The organism is Prosthecochloris sp., from assembly GCA_015482705.2.
Lineage (GTDB): Bacteria > Bacteroidota > Chlorobiia > Chlorobiales > Chlorobiaceae > Prosthecochloris.
Window position 1 is genome coordinate 142,628 of the sequence record JADMLA020000040.1, and the last position, 16,667, is coordinate 159,294.

Sequence of the window (16,667 nt, forward strand, 5' to 3'; positions counted from 1 at the left end):
TTCAAAGCGTTCATGGTCAGCACTACGAAGTATTCTTTTAGGTAAAAAACATATTTTGTTCTTGTTTTTCAAGTCCATTACATTGTAAAGGCGTGCTTCGTCTTTAATCTCAAATCTACTCCCGCTACTGTATATGTGGCAGCAAAACATTTTTTCAAGGACAGATAGCACCCCGATGGTGCTGATCGACCGTTCGACCCGACACATCAAGCCACGCATTATGGCGAAAGTGGAGTTTCAGAATCCTTCCGGAACACATTACTGCCGTATTGCAGACACAATTGTCGATCACGCTGAAAAACAAGGGGTTATAAAACCCGGAATGACGCTTGTCGATTGGACCTACGGGTGTAGCGGCATCGCTCTGGCAATGGCTGCCGTGACGCGAGGGTATAAAATATTGCTCGTTGTGCCTGATAAAATTTCCCGGGAAAAACAGCAGGTACTCAAGGCTCTGGGGGCTGAAATAGTTATCACGCCTTCCGATGCGCTTCCCGGTGAACCAAGAAGTTGCGTGAACGTTGCCGAGAACCTTGTTCGAAACCTTCCGCGTGCCTTTTTTGCCAATATGTATGAAAACGAGCGTAACCGCACTGTGCATATTGAAAAAACCGGTCCTGAAATCTGGGAACAGACCGAAGGTGGCGTTACCCATGTTTTTGTGCCGGTTATTTCTGGGGCTATGATTGCGGGACTCGGCCGTTTTCTCAAAGCCAAACGTCCGGACATAAAAATTATAGGTGTCGAACCCGAAGGATCGATTTACCGTGATCTCTTGCACTCAGGCCGGGCAGGTAAAACCGCCGCCTATGAGCTTGAAGAGATAGGTGGCTTGTGGGAGTCGAAATACTGGGATGCTTCGGTTGTCGACGATATTGTTCAGGTTAGCGATAGGGACGCGTTTAATTGCGGCCGTGAGCTGTTGCGCACCGATGCGCTTTTTGCAGGGGGAGCTTCCAGTGCGGTACTTTTTGCGGCGGTGAGAGCGGGCGCTCTTCTGGATGAGAGCGCCCAGATTGTCGTTATCATGAGCGATTATGGTGGCTACTATCTCAGCAAGATGTTCAGTGACGAATGGATGAAACAAAAAGGGTTTTACAGAAAAGCGCCTTCTCCGAAAGATGAAATTACGGCCGAAGGAATTGTCGGTCTCAAAACCAGAAAGGAACTAATCTGTGCTCATCCTGAACATACGCTCTCCGAGGTTTTTGAAATGATGCGTCAGCATGATGTATCTCAGGTTCCTGTAGTATCTTATGGCACAGCTATCGGGAGCATCAGTGAAAATAAAATTCTGTCCATTCTGATCGAGAATGACGAAGCGATGAACTCCAAGGTTGTCGGTTACATGGAACAGTCTTTTCCCGTATGCAGTTCGGACGCAACTATTTCCGAACTGTCCGAAAAATTGCAGGAAAGCACTTCCGGGGTTCTGATTACGCTTTCGGATGGAAGTTTCCAGCTGCTTACCAAATCCGATTTGATAGAAGCGTTAACACAGAGGTGACATGCTGGTTGGTCGAACCATGGATCCTGTAAAAAGTCATGCCGGGCTTGATCCGGCATCCTTGGCGAGGTTCGCCAAAAGATGGATTTCTTGATCGAGTCGAAAGGGGATAATCATGAGCGGTAGCTGAACAACAAACGTTTTTGTGTTCGAAACACAGGAAGAGACCGTTCTGTTGAGAGTGTTTCCCCGGCGTTGGAAATGCTGTATGGTTTCAGTTGTTATATATGCATGAAATGTAACAGGTTACGCTTTTCATTGTAATTATGTGGTTGTTTTTTTTGCGAGATTTACTTATTTAAGCAATCCTAAACACATATTACCAAAATCGCTATCTATTTGGTGCTCTGAACGTAACCGTTCAATTTTTCATTTTCCATAAGGAAACATGGTATACAGGTATGGCTTCCGAAAAGACTGTAAATAATGAGCGGCAGGTGCCGGTAGTTGAATCGAGAAAAAGGCAATATATCCTTGAAGGGAAGATAAAGCCATGCTTTTGCGAGGGCTGTCATGAGCTGACAGAAAAAGTTTTTGTCGGTGAATGGAAACCCAGTGACAAGCCGAAGAATTATGATGTTCTCGGCGCTTCTGACACGGGTAAATCCGACAAGAAAAAAGCTGTGGAAGACGAAGTACAGTCTGCTGCCGAGAATCAGTACTGGATAAGGTGTTCATCATGTAATCAGGTTTATCTGCTCAAGGAGTGGCAGATTCAGATCGATAAGGAGTTGAATCTCCAGGAACTCAATCCTGAAGATTGCCAGTTGTATTCTCCTCATGGAATTTATGCCCAGGGGGATGCGGTCTACCACAAGTCGCTCGATGAAGTGGGGGTCGTCCGCGAAAAAAACGCTACCGGAAGCGGTGCGCATGTCATTATTGTGGAGTTTATCAAAAGCGGTAAAAAGCAACTGCTTGAAAATGTACAGGTAAGCCAGGGCAAGACTGGTCAGAACGAGTCACTGAGCGAAATTTTAAAAATGAAATTAAAACGATAACAAGTGCTAACAAGGAGGTGAAAAAGTTGGTAAGCGTACAGTCGAACGATAACGAGTCTATTGACAAAATGCTCAAGCGCTTCAAGAAAAAATACGAACGCGCAGGTGTTTTGAAGGAGTTTCGTAAAAAAGCATATTTCGTAAAGCCTTCAATTGAAGGCCGTTTGAAACGTTCAAGGAGCAAGCGCAGAGCTCAAAGAGCGAACGAAGAACGTAATTCCTGATCGAAAATAATCAGGATGATATGTAAAGCAGCTCCGTCAGGGGTTGCTTTTTTGTTTAATCAAGTTTGAGTTCATGAAAATCTACAAAGGAGAAGTCAGTACCCTCCCGCCGGATAAATCAATATCTCATCGAGCCGCGCTCATAGGTGCTATAGCAGAGGGTACCACTGAAATATCGAATTTTTCAGCTGGTTTCGATAATCAGTCGACTCTCGGTGTGTTACAGGCTTGTGGTATCGATGTGAGGCAGGAAAAAATAATCAAGGGTGATGGAGCCGAAGTCAGCAATGTTGTTATTCGTTCGAACGGTTTATGGAGCTTGACCAGGCCGAAGAGAGAGTTGATGTGCGGTAACTCGGGGAGCACTATGAGGATGTTTGCCGGAATTCTTGCCGCTCAGCCTTTTGAGAGTGTTCTGGTTGGGGACGGTTCTTTGATGAAGCGGCCGATGCATCGTGTTGCCGAACCGTTGCGTTTGATGGGTGCGGAAGTGACCCTTTCTCCGAAAGATACCGCTCCGGTTGTTATAATGGGATCTGCCAAACTGCAACCGATACGATATGAATTACAGGTTCCTTCGGCACAGGTGAAATCGCTTGTCGCTTTTGCTTCGCTTCACGCAGAGGGAGAAAGCTGTATCGTCGAAAATCTCTGCTCGAGAAATCATACGGAAGTTATGCTCGGGTTGCACGTTAAAAAACTCTCCGAAGGTAAGAAGGAGATTATTATTCCCGGGCAGAAGAGTGTTGCGGCAAAACCTTTCCATATTCCTGGGGATCCCTCGGCTGCATGTTTTATCATTGCGCTTGGTCTCTTGAGTCCAGGTTCTGAAATTCTTCTTCGCGATGTGTGCCTGAATCCTACACGTACCGGTTATCTCTCTATGCTCGATGAGGCCGGTGCGGAAATTCAGCTGGAAAATATTCGTCTGGCGGGAGGAGAGAAGATTGGGGATATTCTGGTCAGATACAGCCCTTCCCTGAATCCGCTCAGGATAAGTGATCCGGCTCTCGTTGCAAACGTGATCGATGAAATACCGATGCTCGCAGTACTTTCTGCATGTGCCACTGGCGAATTTGAATTGCACAATGCAGCGGAACTTCGTGGGAAAGAGAGTGACAGAATCAGCGCGGTGGTCGATAACATGGAGCGCCTCGGATTTATCTGTGATGAATATGCCGATGGTTTCGCTATTTCCGGTAAAAGCACGACAGTAAACGGTACGGTTACCATCGATAGCTGCTATGATCACCGTATAGCCATGAGCTTTGCGATAGCCAATACAATACTTCCTGCAGAACTCGAGATTTCAGATTCAAACGTTATCGGTGTTTCTTTTCCAAAATTTTTCGAGATCATCGAGGGTCTGGAGCACTAACGGGTGATCATACTCGAGGCTCATCGAGCTTGAGGTGCTCCAAGAGAAGGGCATTGAATCGGTCGGGCTGTTCCATGTTCGCAAGGTGTCCGGCTCCCGGTATAGTATGCATGGCTGATCCGGGTAGCTGTCTGTGCATAGCTGCCGCGACCGATGGGGGAGTGAGTTTATCATCCTTGCCGGTAATGAACGTGACAGGGCAGGTAATGGTCGAAAGCGATTCGACGGAATCGGTTCTCGAGGCTATTGCCTGCATTGTTGCAGCAATCGTGTTCCCAGACTGTTTTCTGACGATTCGTTTGAATGAATCGACGACATCCTGTTTTTTTGTATAGGTTTCAGGGGAGAATACGTTCGACAGCATTCTGGAGACAGCTTCATCAGGACCTTGTGTCCTGACTGCGGCGATAAAGTCACGGCGGTTGGCAAGGGCGTCTTCGTTATCCTGTTCTGCCCTGGTATCGCAAAGCACCATTGACAAAACTTTTTCCGGGAACATTCTCCAGAGTTCGAATGCCTGGTATCCACCCATCGAAAGCCCTACAACAGTTACTTTCTCGATGTGCAGCATCGAAAGTAACGAAGAAATTTCTTCGATGTAATCACGAAAACTCCAGTTTTCCTGTTGCGGTGAACCAGCAACACCGAAAACGTCAGGAGCAACAGCGGAAATTCCTTCTGTTTCAAGTGCTGAGAGCTGAGACGCCCACATTTCAGAAGAAAGAGGAAATGCATGAAGCAGAAGTACTGTGTAGGCCGATGAGGCCGTGGAATCAAGAAGGACGCTTTCGTAGCTCAGCATGACGTTGTTTTTTTATACCTTCAGTTTTCGTGCGGGTCGTTCGATTTAGCCTGTCCACCACCGCTTTTCGACTGGTTTTTTATTTCCTTCAGAATGGTGTTTGCATCGTTGAGGATCTTGCGAGCCTCGTCTCTGGCATTTTCAATAATCTCTTTCGAACGTTCTCGTGCTTCGTTGTCATAGATTTCGCCATTTTCATCGATGTCGTAGAATTCTGCAGCCTTGTCACCTGCCATGTCAAGGGCTCGGCGCAGTTTACCGGTAATGATCCGTTGTGTTTCCTGTCCTTTATCAGGGGCAAAAAGCAAGCCCATGACCGTTCCGATGGCTGCACCGAGAGCGGCGCCGTAGAAAAGTCCCTTATAATAGTTGTCCTGGTTTTCCATCTTGTATAGCGTTTAATTGACTGGTAATGGTAAGGCGCCATGAGTAAAAAATGCGGTTTTATACAATGGGCTTTGAGCTGCTCTGGGTGCCTGTTGCTTTTTAATTTAAAAAAATAAGTGTGAAGTGGCGACTACCGTCTATCATCCTTCATGCAGTATTTCCAGTATTTTATCTTTGTTCTCCAATACCTTTTCGCAGAGATTTTCCCGGCAGACAAGTCTGAACTTTTTTGTGTACCGTTCAAACGAGAGGATAAAGTCCGAGAGGAATACCGATTCGCCGAAATCGTCGAATCGGATATACTGTTTTCGAGTCTTGCGGGAATCGTTCAGATGTTCATATCGAGTTGGAAAAACCCTGAGTTCACCGAGATCGGCATAATCGAAAACATCTTTGAGTGAAGGTGGGTCTATGAGTATTTCATGGCCTTTCAGATCAAGGGCGTAGCGTTTGTTGAGCATTGTACAGATCGCTATTTCCTTTTCCTTGCGAAGGTTGTGGTTTGTCGTATAAGCGAACATCCAGGTGACGGGCTCATTTGCTCCGTTGTGATAGGGGCAAAGCGTTACGGAGCGTTTATATATTTTTCTCTGTATGATGCTGTGCAGAAGCTCGCCCGATGGAGGCCATGACGGGGAATGGAGATGCATCAGCTCGTGGAGCACCTGGTCATCGGAATTATCGTAAAAAAGTGTTCGTAGTGTTTCAGGAGAAATAACTGATTCATCGATTGCATCCTGGAGCATTCTGCGCAACATGACTGCAAAAGCCCGGCTGGTATGGTGCCAGTACACATTACGCATCATCATGTATTTGGTGAAAAGCAGGCTTTCGAGCGGTGCGATACCTTTTTCGGTAATAGCGAAACGTCCCCGTTCAGGGTCGGGAACAAACGATTCGATAAGCCGTTCGATATCGATGCTGCCGTAAGGTATGTTACAGTGATGAGCGTCTCGCATCAGATAATCCATTTTATCGGGGTCCAGTGTACCGCTTATCAGTTTTTTAAACCTGCCTGATGCCTTTACTGCGATAATATCGGCGACTTCGCGCGGGTTTACCTGCCATTGGTCCTCAAGTATCTCCGCAATGGTCGAAAAACCATCATGATGTTCGAAAAGAAATTTCTCGATCAAGGATTCATGAGCGTTGAAGACAGGTTTGTTTCGATAGACGGGAGCCTGTTCTTCAAGAACATGTGCGTGCGGATAGTGTCCGATATCATGAAGCAAGGCTGCTGCAAGAAGAAGCTTACAGGTATGGGTATCGAAAACCAGGGTCCCCCCCTGCAGACTTTCTGCAAGGGGGTTTGTTACAATCCTTTGCAGAATAAGCTTCATGAGATGATAGACGCCGATCGAGTGCTCGAAACGGGTATGATGTGCTCCGGGATAGACCTGCTGAGCGAACGAAAGCTGTCGTATACCTTTCAAACGAAGAAAGGTCGGGTGTGCCAGTATCTTTTTTAAAGGTGTGTTGAGTGGAATATGGCCCCATACGGGGAGTCGAATGAACCCCCCGTCTGAACGAAAAAGCAAATTATCGGAAATCATGAAGGGTCATTGTTGCATTATACTGTCGAGGTCGCGGGATGTTCTTCTGTTTTCAGGTGCAATGTACACACTTTGCGAAAATGATGACCGTAGATGCAAAGCGTTACCGCCAGAGAGAGTGATTGATGCTGTTTGAAAAGAGTCCAGATAAGCATTTTCCAGTAGTGAAACCGTTCTTTCCCGATGACACCGAGAACCACCATAGACCGAAATAACGCCACCAGTTGCCCGGGCCGGAAACGGGATTTCGACTTCGGTGGTTTGTATTCGATCAACAGTGTTTTGATTCTGCGGTAATAGTTTTTCGGGGAATACAGGTAATTCATCATGTCTCTGTAACCTTTCCGGAGCGTTTCGATATCCATTTTTGGAATAATGTTCGTGGTGTTATCCACATTGTCTCCACTTGAGCTACTCAAGAGCCTGCCCTCGGTTTTCATGCGTTCATACAGCTTGGTTCCCGGCAGGGCCTGTAACAGTCCAACCATGGCGGTAACGATACCGCTATTTTGGATGAACTCTATCTGTTGTTGGAAAATCGAAGGGGTATCGGTATCGAATCCGACGATAAAACCTCCTTGTACCTCGAGTCCTGTACGCTGAATTCGCTTGATGTTCGCAAGCATGTCTCTCGAGGTGTTATGTTGCTTGCCGCATGCTTCCAGAGCCGAGTGGTTGGGAGTTTCGATACCGATAAAAACCTGATTGAACCCGGCTTTGACCATAAGATCCATCAGTTGCTGGTCATCGGCAATGTTGATCGAGCACTCGGTGTAAAACTTGGTCGTTGTTTTTTTCGACTGCTGCCATTCGATAAGCTTGGGTAGGAGATCCTTTTTCAGGTATGACTTATGGGCGATGAAATTATCATCGACAAAGAAGATGCTTTCTCGCCATCCTCTGTCATACATGGCTTGCAGTTCACGAATGATTTGATCGCTGCTTTTAATACGGATCTTGTGTCCGAAAAGGGTTGTGACATTGCAAAAATCGCACTGGTAGGGGCAGCCTCTCGAGAACTGCAGCGCCATCGATGCATATTTTTTCATGTCGAGCAGTTCCCATTGCGGTACCGGTGACGTTCTGACATCGGGAAAGCCGCCCGACCGGTACTGTTTTTTGGCGATGCCCTGAGTAAAATCTTCAAGGAAAAGAGGGAGCGTGAGTTCTGCCTCATTGAGTACCAGGTGGTCGACTTCGGTAAATTGCTCCGGTTCAGAAGTAAAGAGAGGACCGCCGGCTACAACCTCGAGGCCGGCGTTCTTACAGCGTGCTATGATTTGTTTTGCGGACTTTTTCTGTACTCCCATCGCACTGACGAACGCGATATCGGCCCATTCGATGTCTTTTTGTCTCAGCTTGGAAACATTCAGGTCAACCAGTTTTTTACGCCATTCGTGTGGCAGCATTGCTGATACCGTTATGAGACCGAGGGGTGGAAGAGAGGCTTTTTTGCTTACAAACTTCAGAGCATGCTTGAAACTCCAAAAAGTGTCAGGAAATTCCGGATAAAGGAGCAGTATATTCATACTTACGTAGATCGTTTCAAAAGGTGAAGCTGAGCAATGGCTAAACAATTAAAAACCTGTAAAACATATATTTCGTTCCGTATAAGAAGATGGATGGGGACAAACAACACCAGCAGGCAATGTATGGACTTATGCGTATTGCGGTTCGGTCAGTGTCCGGTCTCCCGTTACCATGGAAAAGAGAGAGCCTTTTTCGGGCTGACGGGACACAACGATTTTTACCTCGAACGCATCTTTCAATTTTTCAAGATGAGTGATGAGTACAATTTTTTCAAACTCATCGGTAATGCGGTGAATTGAATCTATGATTGCGTCAAGTCCGTCATCGTCCTGTGTCCCGAATCCTTCGTCGATGACAAGCAACTTCAAGCCGTGACCTGTTTGTATCGAAAGAAGTTTCGAAAGAGCTATTCTGAGAGAAAGGTCGATACGAAACTTCTCACCACCTGAAAAACTCTCATACTCCCTGACTTCGCCCTGGGAATCTGAGATGGCTATTTCAAGGGTTTCGGTGATATTTTTATTGATGCGCTGTTTTTGAGTACGAACTTCAAATGCCATCTGATTCTGGGTGAGCTTACCGAGAATGTTGTTTGCCTGTTCCTCGAGTTGCGGTACAGCATTTTCAATCAGGAGGCTTTGAATACCTTTGATACCGAAAGCATCCTGTAGAATGGTGAAAATATTTTTTGTCTCTTCTTTTCTGCCGAGTTCAGCGGATATTTTTTTTCTCTGTTTTTCTTTTTCAGCAAGATCGTCAAGGCTTTTTTTCAAGCTCTGTTTCTCTACCAGGAGATTTCGCAATTTGTTTTCCGCCGTTTTTTTTTCGATCTCGGCCCTCTCGAACTTTTTGTTCAGATCCGGTTTGCCTTCGACCAGTGCTGCTATTTCCGAGAAACGGCATTGCAGTGCATTTCGCTCGTTTTCAACTGCGTCGAGTTTTTTCCTGCAGGTTTCGTGTTCAACAGTCAGTTTTTCGAGGCGAGAGGCTGCCATATCAAGTACTCCTGCCTGGTTTTCAGCATCCGAAAGGATTTCCAGTTCGGCTTTCAAAGTGTTGTGCACATCTGGGTTGTAGTCAAGTGATGCTATCTTCGAATTGATCTGTGAAAGTTTCTGGAGTTCTTCGGCGGCGATAATTCCCGAGGCCAGCATTCTACGAGTTTTTTGAAGCTCTGTTGCCAGTGCTTCCCGGGATTTAAGGGTTTGTGTGTACGCTGCTTCGAGTTCATCGAGCTGTTTCAATCGTTCTTCAAGCGCGGAAAGTCTGGAATGGATGGATTGAAGTCTTTCCTGCTGTGCGTTGAGGTTCTGCTGTTTTTTTTCGAAACCTCGCCAAAGGGATTCGAACTGTTTTTTTTCAATCGTGTTGTCGGCAATCTCTTTTTCAGTGTTCCGGAACTGGGTGCGGTACTCTTCAAGCACTTTTTCTTTATGGGTTTCATTGACTGTCGAGTGGCAGAGTGGACAAATCGTGCCGTCAATGCCTTTGAATTCCAGCCCCTTTTTTTTGATGTTTTCGAGGTTATCAGCAAGCGTTTGTATCCGGTTTTCAAGCTGAGAGAGCGAACGCATGCAACGGTCTTTTCCATCGAGTTCCTCTTCGAGTGTCCTGGTCGATGTTTCCAGTGAGCTCTTCTCATCATACAGTTGGTGCATTGTTCGGCAGTCGGCTTGCAGACGTTCTATTTTTTCAGCAAGGGTTCCCAGGTTTGAATCGGAGGTTTGCAGGGCAGTTTCGATGGTTTGAACCTCGTGAGAAGCTTTTTGTGTTTTGAGTGCCTTTACCGATTCCATTCGTATGCTCTCCTGACGGAGCTGTTCTATGGCTTTTGAGGTATGTTCCATAGTGACGAGTTCTTTTTTCAACTCGTTGTATTTCCTGATATTCCGTTCGATAGTGTTTCTGCTGTCGACCAGTGATCGCAATTCAGCTTCTTCTTCCCGGAGCTTCGTGCTGCGGACGGTAAGTTCTTCTTTGCGGGAATTCATGCCGGCAAGCTGAGCCTCGAGTGTTTTCCGCTCAAGCTCCAGTTCGTTCATGGCGGTCAACCGTTGTTCGAGTTGAGCGCATGACGATATGCAGGAGTTGAGCTCCTTTTCGGCTGCTTCCGATTCTGAAGATTTTTTTTTCAGTTCGGCACACAACGCCGGGACACGGGAAAGGTCGTCGCGCAAGGTGCCGATTCTGCCCGCAAGATAGGTTATTTCCTCGCCGATCGCTCTTGTTTTCTCCTTTGCCTTTTCAGCGAACACCGCGTAGCGGTCGATCCGAAGGATCTGTGCCAGGATTTCCTTGCGTTCTTTGGGAGATTTGAGGGTAAACTCGTTTGACCGTCCCTGGCTTATGAATGAAGAACTGATAAAGCCATCAAAATCAAGTCCGATAAGGTCGAGGATTTTTTTCTGGGTAAGACGAAGAGTGTTTTCATTCAGGCTCTGGAAAACATCGGTTTCAGGATCGAAGATATGCAGATCGACCTGTTCGGTGGTTCCACCGCTTTTCTTTCTTGTCGCTTTGCGGAGTATTCTGTAGGTTTTTCCGCTTGTTTCGAAAACGCAGGATACGTGCATTTCATCAGCGTTTTCGTTGATCAGTCCCTCTTTGCCTGTTCGGCCTTTTCCCCAAATGCACCAGCCCATCGCTTCAATGAGGCTCGATTTTCCGGCAGCGTTGGCTCCAGTCAGGCAGGCTATCCTGAAACGCTCAAAGTCGAGTTCCTGTGGTTCTTCACCGTAACTCTGGAAATTGCTGATGGTAAGTTTTTTCGGAATCATCGCTCTGTTGCAGGGATTGGGAACTCAATAACGGTCAAGCGAAAATTTTTCTCCGAGATACACCTTTCTTGCTTCAGGGTTGGCTGCAATCTCTTCGGGGGTTCCTTTTATGAATATCGTTCCATCGAACAACAGATAAGCATGATTGGTGATGGAAAGGGTTTCATGCACGTTGTGGTCGGTAATGAGTACTCCGATGTTTCGCTTGACGAGTCCCTCGACGATTTCCTGAATATCCTCGACAGCAATCGGATCGACACCGGCAAACGGTTCGTCGAGCAGTATGAATTTCGGGTCGAGAGCAAGTGCCCGCGCTATCTCGGTCCGGCGCCGCTCACCACCTGAAAGGGCGTATCCCATGCTTTTGCGTATGTGCTTGATGTTCAGGTCTTCGAGCATCTCTTCGGTTCTTGCTTTCTGCTCGGGTTTTGAAAGAGAAGAAAATTCAAGAACACTCTGAATGTTGTCTTCGACAGACATCTTTCTAAATACGGAAGCTTCCTGCGGAAGGTAACCGATACCAAAACGGGCCCGTTTGTACATGGGTAGATCGGTGATATTGCGATCATCGAGAAAAACATCTCCGGCATTCGGTCTGACGAGGCCGACGATCATGTAGAATGTGGTGGTTTTCCCTGCACCATTCGGTCCCAGTAACCCGACAATCTCACCCTGTTTCACTTCCAGGGTCGAGCTTCTGACAACTTCACGTTTGTTGTAGATCTTTTTCAGCTTGCTGCAGCTCAGTGTCGATACCATACCGTTGCCTACCATTATGTTCGCTATGCTTTCCAGTCAAGTGTGTCGAATGCCGACCGCTCATCAATATAAGAGATTCCTGGGATGTTCGCAGGTCTTACTTCTTTGGGTTCGTGTGGTATGCCATTCTTTTTCGATTACCTCTCGACGGCTGTAACTGGTAGATTCGATACAGCTTCTTCACTTCGTTCTACATTCGTGATGTGTTTATGGCTGGTGCTGTGTTAAGTGTGTTTTGTAAAGCCGAAGATAATCTGTATTTCATCTATGATGAGTGATGTGACAGGTGACCTATCATATAATCGAAGACAAGGGGTGATATCATGAAAAGAGTGGATAACAAAGTCGCTGTTGTAACAGGGGGAGCATTCGGGATAGGAAAGGCAATTTCCATGCTGCTGGCTGAAGAAGGTGCGAAAGTAGCTGTAACGGACATAGCTGATGATGAGGGACAACGGGTCACGGAGGAGATCGAACGGTCCGGCGGTACTGCAACATACTGGCATCTCGATACTTCCGTCGAAAGTGATGTCGAGAATGTTTTTGCCGGTGTTGCCGATGCGTTCGGGGCTATGGATGTGCTCGTCAACAACGCGGGGATTGCCGGGGTGAACAGGCCTACCCACGAAGTTGCCAGGGAGGAATGGGAAAAAGTCATAAGCGTAAACGTAACAGGCGTTTTTTTGTGCACGAAACATGTCGTACCATATATGAGGCGGGTGGGTAGAGGTAGCATTATCAATCTTTCATCCATCTACGGGCTTGTCGGTGCGGCTGATCTTCCACCATATCACGCATCCAAGGGCGCTGTTCGGCTGATGAGTAAAAATGATGCATTGCTATACGCAAAAAACAATATCAGGGTCAATTCTGTGCATCCGGGCTTTATCTGGACACCGCTTGTCGAGCAACTTGCCGAGGATTCTCCGGATGGAGCGGTAGCTTTCAAGGCCCACCTTGACAGCAAGCATCCGATCGGTCATGTCGGGGAACCTGCCGATATAGCTTACGGCGTGCTTTATCTCGCATCCGAAGAGTCCAAATTCATTACCGGCAGCGAACTTGTCATAGACGGCGGTTATACGGCCCAATGATTGTCGCCTTTCCTGTACATCGGCTTTCCGTGGGATTATGTTGCCGGTTTCATACGTATTGATAAAAAACTATGATGACTGTTCCTTTCTATCATGTCGATGCATTCACAGCCGAGGTTTTTTCAGGCAATCCGGCGGGAGTCTGCTTGCTCGACGAGTGGCTGCAAGACGAGCTTCTTCAGGCCGTGGCGGCCGAGAATAATCTTCCTGAAACGGCATTTCTCGTTCGTCGGGCAAGCCATTATGAGTTGCGCTGGTTTTCACCTGCATTGGAGATCGACCTCTGCGGTCACGCAACAATTGCCAGCGGGCATGTCATTTTCAACAGGACCGGCGGTGATTCAGAGCGCCTGGAATTCATGAGTAAGAGCGGGTCTTTATCGGTGGAACGACAGGGTGATCTGCTGTTTCTCGATTTTCCCTCCCGAAAACCTGAAAAATGTACAGTCCCGGATGGGCTTGACGCCATGTTCGATATATCTCCTGAAGATGTTCTTGTCTCACGTGATTTGCTGGTTGTCTTTGATGATGAGGATACTGTAAGGAATCTCGATCCTGATCTGAACGCCATAGCGAAGCTTGAAGGTTTCGGGATGATTGTGACCGCACCCGGGAAGAACTCCGATTTCGTTTCGCGCTTCTTTGCGCCTGGCGCCGGGATTGCAGAAGATGCTGTGACGGGTTCGGCACACTGTACACTTGTACCGTATTGGGCAGAGCGTCTTGGCAAGAAAAACCTTCATGCTTTCCAGCTCAGTAAGCGAGGAGGCGAGTTGTTTTGCGTGGATAACGGTACGAGAGTCTCGATCGGAGGGCGGGCGGTAACCTATCTGTCGGGAATGATAACGATATGAAAAAAGGATGCTCATAACTCGTTGAACGTATTACGGATTTCTTTTGGATGTTTGTTCTCGAAAAGGTGAATTTTCTTGGTTGTTTCGACTGGAGTGGCAAAATTGTTGCGGTAACTCGAAAAAGAGATGCCGCTTTTTTCAATTTTCAGACTGATTTCAAGCATGGTAACACTATTGCCCTATCAAGGTAAATATCCGGATATTCATGAATCTGTATTTCTTGCCGATGGCACCCGTGTTATCGGCGATGTAACCATCGGTGCGAATTCAAGCGTCTGGTTCAACACGGTTGTTCGCGGGGATGTCTGTCCGATACGGATCGGTGAAAAAACAAGTGTTCAGGACAATGCCACGTTGCACGTGACGCATGATACAGGACCGCTCACTATAGGAAGTGACGTAACCATAGGGCACGGTGCCGTCCTCCACGCCTGTACGGTGAACGATCATGTGCTTATCGGTATGGGGGCTGCACTGCTCGATGATTGTGTCATCGAGTCGTACTCGATTGTCGCTGCTGGTTCGCTTGTCAAGCAGGGGTTTAGAGTGCCTTCAGGTATGCTGGTGGCTGGTGTTCCGGCAAAGGTCGTGCGGCCCATTACCGATGCTGAACGTCAAACGATCAACGAATCACCCGAGAATTATGTCCGGTATGTACAGAGCTACCGCGACGGGGGATATGAAGGGAAAGGCCATGGTGAAGTGGTTGAATTTAAGTAAATTGCATCACAAATTCCGATAACATCTTTCAAACAGGGATATAATGAAAAGTGATGTGGTTATTGTCGGCGGTGGCATCAGCGGGCTGAGCCTTGCCTTTTACGCTGCGAAAGCAGGATTCAAAACGACCTTGCTGGAAAAAAACGACAGTCCTGGGGGCTCGTTCAACTCTCACCGTTACACAGGCAATAACGCGAATTTCTGGCTCGAACTCGGAGCTCATACCTGTTATAACTCATACCAGAACCTTCTGGACATTGTCGATGCCTGTAATCTCACCGATTCGATCATTCCCCGTGAAAAGGTTCCCTTTACGCTTTTGGTCGATAACCAGCTCAAATCGGTTTTTTCGGCGCTCAATATCTTCCAGGCTCTCAAAAGCATTCCAAATATTTTCTCTCTCAAAAAGGACGGATTGAGTGTTCGTGACTATTATTCTAAAATCGTTGGGATCGACAATTACAAGAACACTCTCAGCCATTTCTTCAATGCAGTTCCTTCGCAGCCGACCGATGATTTTCCTGCGGACATGATGTTCAAGTCAAGACCCAAGCGAAAAGAGGTGTTGAAGAACTACACGTTCAAGGACGGGCTGCAGTCTGTCGCGAAAGCAATTGCAAAAAGCAAGGGAATCAATGTTTTTACCGATCAGGAAGTCTCCGGCATAGAGGTGATCGATGGCAGTTATGCGATAACGACAAAAGCCGGTGTTACTCATTCGGCTTCTGCTCTCGCTCTTGCAACACCTTCGGCAGTCTCTTCGCATCTGCTTCAGACGGTCGACCCCGATATTTCAAGACATCTCGGTTCGCTCAAGGCTGCATCGGTTGATTCCGTTGGGGTCGTTCTTAGAAAAAGTGATCTCTCGATCAAACCTGTCGCTGCGATCATTTCACCGAATGATATTTTCTTCTCGGCGGTGTCCCGGGATACGGTTTCTGACGATAACTACAGGGGATTTGCCTTTCATTTCAGGCCGGGGGAGAGCGATGAAACGAAAATGCGTAGAATCACCGATGTTCTCGGCATCGGTGAAGACAAGATCATTCACAAGCATACGGTCCTGAACACGGTGCCTTCTCTACGTTTGGGGCATCGTGAGTGGCTGGAAAAAATGGACAGCCTGCTCGCCGGGAAAAACCTACTGCTCACCGGTAATTATTTCGGGGGGATGGCTATAGAGGACTGTGTATCCCGTTCTCTCAACGAGAGCAAACGTTTGAAAAAAACGCTTTAATACACACTTGTGGATATCTGAAGGTGGCGGTGGTTTACTCTGGGCTGAAGAACCATACGGGTTTGCCGCCTTTCGGATTGATCATTCCTGCAGGAAGGTTCGGCCTCAAACCTTCGTTTATATCGTTGACCATGTTTTTTTTGTTTTCTCCCATGACGAAAAAAAATACTGTGCGTGCATTGTTGATGGACGGCAATGTCAGGCTCAGTCGATATCCGGGAGGAGAACCTTGAGGTGCGTAGACCGGAATAACCCATCGGTTCGATTCTTCCAGAGCGTCTGAGTCTCCCGGAAAGAGTGATGCGGTATGACCATCGGGGCCCATTCCAAGGATGACTATGTCGAAAACCGGAAAAGTGTTCCGAGAGTTTTTGCTGTGTTTGTCGAAAAAGCTTTTAAGCTCTTGTTCGTAGCGCATGGCTGCCGTATCGTAATTGTCGCTGACATGCGGCATCGGAAAAATATTCTTTTCCGGTATAGCGACTTTTGCTATCAGCGTTTCACGGACCATTCTGTAATTACTGTCGGGATGGTTTTCCGGTACACATCGTTCGTCACCCCAAAATAGCATTATCGAGTGCCAGGGGAGCTGGACTCTGGTGGTATCGGGCGTTTTGGTCACCGCGTGTCCGGGGAAAGAAAAACCCATTTCTTGCATGATTGAAGGAGGAATTCCCTCTGCGAGCCGACGGTACAGTTTTCGGGGGGAATTTCCCCCCGAAAGTACAAGCGAGCAGAAGCCCTTGCCGTCGACAGATTTGAAAATGCGGTTCGCTATAGATGCCGCGGCCTCTGAAACGATGCTCTTTTCAGTTCCTGTAATCAGCATGACATGGGTGTCTAT

The 16,667-nt window shown here is 47.3% G+C and carries 16 protein-coding genes; 8 read left to right on the forward strand and 8 right to left on the reverse strand.

Annotation, left to right across the window (positions count from 1 at the left end; all coding sequences use genetic code 11):
- Positions 1 to 133 precede the first annotated feature (133 nt).
- The 4 genes from QZ209_RS10710 (at position 134) to aroA (ending at position 4,110) form a co-directional block, all read left to right on the forward strand.
- Positions 134 to 1,507, forward strand: coding sequence for a pyridoxal-phosphate dependent enzyme (locus QZ209_RS10710; RefSeq protein WP_294347747.1), 1,374 nt, complete (start codon positions 134 to 136; stop codon positions 1,505 to 1,507).
- A 401-nt stretch (positions 1,508 to 1,908) separates the two neighbouring features.
- On the forward strand, positions 1,909 to 2,508 hold the full coding sequence (locus QZ209_RS10715; protein WP_294347749.1) for a hypothetical protein: 600 nt from the start codon (positions 1,909 to 1,911) through the stop codon (positions 2,506 to 2,508).
- Between the two features lie 26 nt (positions 2,509 to 2,534).
- A complete protein-coding gene (gene rpsU / locus QZ209_RS10720; RefSeq protein ID WP_110022677.1) occupies positions 2,535 to 2,732 on the forward strand; it encodes a 30S ribosomal protein S21 in 198 nt (65 codons plus the stop codon).
- Positions 2,733 to 2,805: 73 nt separating this feature from the next.
- Positions 2,806 to 4,110, forward strand: a complete 1,305-nt coding sequence (gene aroA / locus QZ209_RS10725) for a 3-phosphoshikimate 1-carboxyvinyltransferase (RefSeq protein WP_294347750.1) — start codon at positions 2,806 to 2,808, stop codon at positions 4,108 to 4,110.
- A 7-nt stretch (positions 4,111 to 4,117) separates the two neighbouring features.
- On the opposite strand, the gene QZ209_RS10730 is transcribed toward aroA, so the two are convergent.
- The 6 genes from QZ209_RS10730 to lptB all read right to left on the reverse strand — a co-directional run bounded on the left by QZ209_RS10730 (position 4,118) and on the right by lptB (position 11,918).
- Positions 4,118 to 4,912, reverse strand: coding sequence for an alpha/beta hydrolase (locus QZ209_RS10730; RefSeq protein WP_294347752.1), 795 nt, complete (start codon positions 4,910 to 4,912; stop codon positions 4,118 to 4,120).
- Positions 4,913 to 4,932: 20 nt separating this feature from the next.
- A complete protein-coding gene (locus tag QZ209_RS10735) occupies positions 4,933 to 5,298 on the reverse strand; it encodes a YtxH domain-containing protein (protein ID WP_294347754.1) in 366 nt (121 codons plus the stop codon).
- Between the two features lie 141 nt (positions 5,299 to 5,439).
- Positions 5,440 to 6,852: an HD domain-containing protein gene (locus QZ209_RS10740; protein WP_294347756.1), complete on the reverse strand. Its 1,413-nt coding sequence runs from the start codon at positions 6,850 to 6,852 to the stop codon at positions 5,440 to 5,442.
- Positions 6,853 to 6,869: 17 nt separating this feature from the next.
- Entirely contained in the window at positions 6,870 to 8,381 is a 1,512-nt protein-coding gene (locus QZ209_RS10745; protein WP_294347758.1) for a B12-binding domain-containing radical SAM protein, read from the reverse strand.
- Positions 8,382 to 8,510: 129 nt separating this feature from the next.
- A complete protein-coding gene (locus tag QZ209_RS10750; protein WP_294347760.1) occupies positions 8,511 to 11,159 on the reverse strand; it encodes an SMC family ATPase in 2,649 nt (882 codons plus the stop codon).
- A gap of 24 nt (positions 11,160 to 11,183) precedes the next feature.
- Positions 11,184 to 11,918, reverse strand: coding sequence for an LPS export ABC transporter ATP-binding protein (lptB, locus tag QZ209_RS10755; protein ID WP_294348042.1), 735 nt, complete (start codon positions 11,916 to 11,918; stop codon positions 11,184 to 11,186).
- A gap of 323 nt (positions 11,919 to 12,241) precedes the next feature.
- Between lptB and QZ209_RS10760 the strand changes: the two genes are divergently transcribed.
- A complete protein-coding gene (locus QZ209_RS10760; protein ID WP_294347762.1) occupies positions 12,242 to 13,012 on the forward strand; it encodes a glucose 1-dehydrogenase in 771 nt (256 codons plus the stop codon).
- A gap of 74 nt (positions 13,013 to 13,086) precedes the next feature.
- Positions 13,087 to 13,866 carry a PhzF family phenazine biosynthesis protein gene (locus QZ209_RS10765; protein ID WP_366515768.1) on the forward strand — a complete coding sequence of 260 codons (780 nt, stop codon included), beginning with the start codon at positions 13,087 to 13,089 and terminating at the stop codon, positions 13,864 to 13,866.
- An 11-nt stretch (positions 13,867 to 13,877) separates the two neighbouring features.
- Here QZ209_RS10765 and QZ209_RS10770 read toward each other — a convergent pair whose 3' ends face one another.
- Positions 13,878 to 14,030 (reverse strand): hypothetical protein, encoded by a 153-nt coding sequence (locus tag QZ209_RS10770; RefSeq protein ID WP_294347765.1) that lies wholly within the window; start codon positions 14,028 to 14,030, stop codon positions 13,878 to 13,880.
- Between QZ209_RS10770 and QZ209_RS10775 the strand changes: the two genes are divergently transcribed.
- The gene (locus QZ209_RS10775; RefSeq protein ID WP_294347767.1) at positions 14,029 to 14,586 is read left to right on the forward strand and encodes a gamma carbonic anhydrase family protein; all 558 of its coding nucleotides are present in this window, start codon (positions 14,029 to 14,031) and stop codon (positions 14,584 to 14,586) included. The two genes, QZ209_RS10770 and QZ209_RS10775, sit on opposite strands and share 2 nt — an antisense overlap.
- Positions 14,587 to 14,629: 43 nt before the next feature.
- A complete protein-coding gene (locus QZ209_RS10780; RefSeq protein WP_294347769.1) occupies positions 14,630 to 15,823 on the forward strand; it encodes an FAD-dependent oxidoreductase in 1,194 nt (397 codons plus the stop codon).
- Positions 15,824 to 15,857: 34 nt separating this feature from the next.
- Here QZ209_RS10780 and pgl read toward each other — a convergent pair whose 3' ends face one another.
- Complete coding sequence (pgl, locus tag QZ209_RS10785) at positions 15,858 to 16,652, reverse strand: 6-phosphogluconolactonase (protein ID WP_294347771.1); 795 nt, start codon at positions 16,650 to 16,652, stop codon at positions 15,858 to 15,860.
- Positions 16,653 to 16,667 lie beyond the last annotated feature (15 nt).

What these genes read in the sequence shown, in the direction of transcription:
- QZ209_RS10710 (WP_294347747.1), top strand. Translation starts at nt 134, where the DNA reads ATGTGGCAGCAAAACATTTTTTCAAGGACAGATAGCACCCCGATGGTG.
- QZ209_RS10715 (WP_294347749.1), top strand. Translation starts at nt 1,909, where the DNA reads ATGGCTTCCGAAAAGACTGTAAATAATGAGCGGCAGGTGCCGGTAGTT.
- aroA (WP_294347750.1), top strand. Translation starts at nt 2,806, where the DNA reads ATGAAAATCTACAAAGGAGAAGTCAGTACCCTCCCGCCGGATAAATCA.
- QZ209_RS10730 (WP_294347752.1), bottom strand. Translation starts at nt 4,912, where the DNA reads ATGCTGAGCTACGAAAGCGTCCTTCTTGATTCCACGGCCTCATCGGCC.
- QZ209_RS10735 (WP_294347754.1), bottom strand. Translation starts at nt 5,298, where the DNA reads ATGGAAAACCAGGACAACTATTATAAGGGACTTTTCTACGGCGCCGCT.
- QZ209_RS10740 (WP_294347756.1), bottom strand. Translation starts at nt 6,852, where the DNA reads ATGATTTCCGATAATTTGCTTTTTCGTTCAGACGGGGGGTTCATTCGA.
- QZ209_RS10745 (WP_294347758.1), bottom strand. Translation starts at nt 8,381, where the DNA reads ATGAATATACTGCTCCTTTATCCGGAATTTCCTGACACTTTTTGGAGT.
- QZ209_RS10750 (WP_294347760.1), bottom strand. Translation starts at nt 11,159, where the DNA reads ATGATTCCGAAAAAACTTACCATCAGCAATTTCCAGAGTTACGGTGAA.
- lptB (WP_294348042.1), bottom strand. Translation starts at nt 11,918, where the DNA reads ATGGTATCGACACTGAGCTGCAGCAAGCTGAAAAAGATCTACAACAAA.
- QZ209_RS10760 (WP_294347762.1), top strand. Translation starts at nt 12,242, where the DNA reads ATGAAAAGAGTGGATAACAAAGTCGCTGTTGTAACAGGGGGAGCATTC.
- QZ209_RS10765 (WP_366515768.1), top strand. Translation starts at nt 13,087, where the DNA reads ATGACTGTTCCTTTCTATCATGTCGATGCATTCACAGCCGAGGTTTTT.
- QZ209_RS10775 (WP_294347767.1), top strand. Translation starts at nt 14,029, where the DNA reads ATGGTAACACTATTGCCCTATCAAGGTAAATATCCGGATATTCATGAA.
- QZ209_RS10770 (WP_294347765.1), bottom strand. Translation starts at nt 14,030, where the DNA reads ATGCTTGAAATCAGTCTGAAAATTGAAAAAAGCGGCATCTCTTTTTCG.
- QZ209_RS10780 (WP_294347769.1), top strand. Translation starts at nt 14,630, where the DNA reads ATGAAAAGTGATGTGGTTATTGTCGGCGGTGGCATCAGCGGGCTGAGC.
- pgl (WP_294347771.1), bottom strand. Translation starts at nt 16,652, where the DNA reads ATGCTGATTACAGGAACTGAAAAGAGCATCGTTTCAGAGGCCGCGGCA.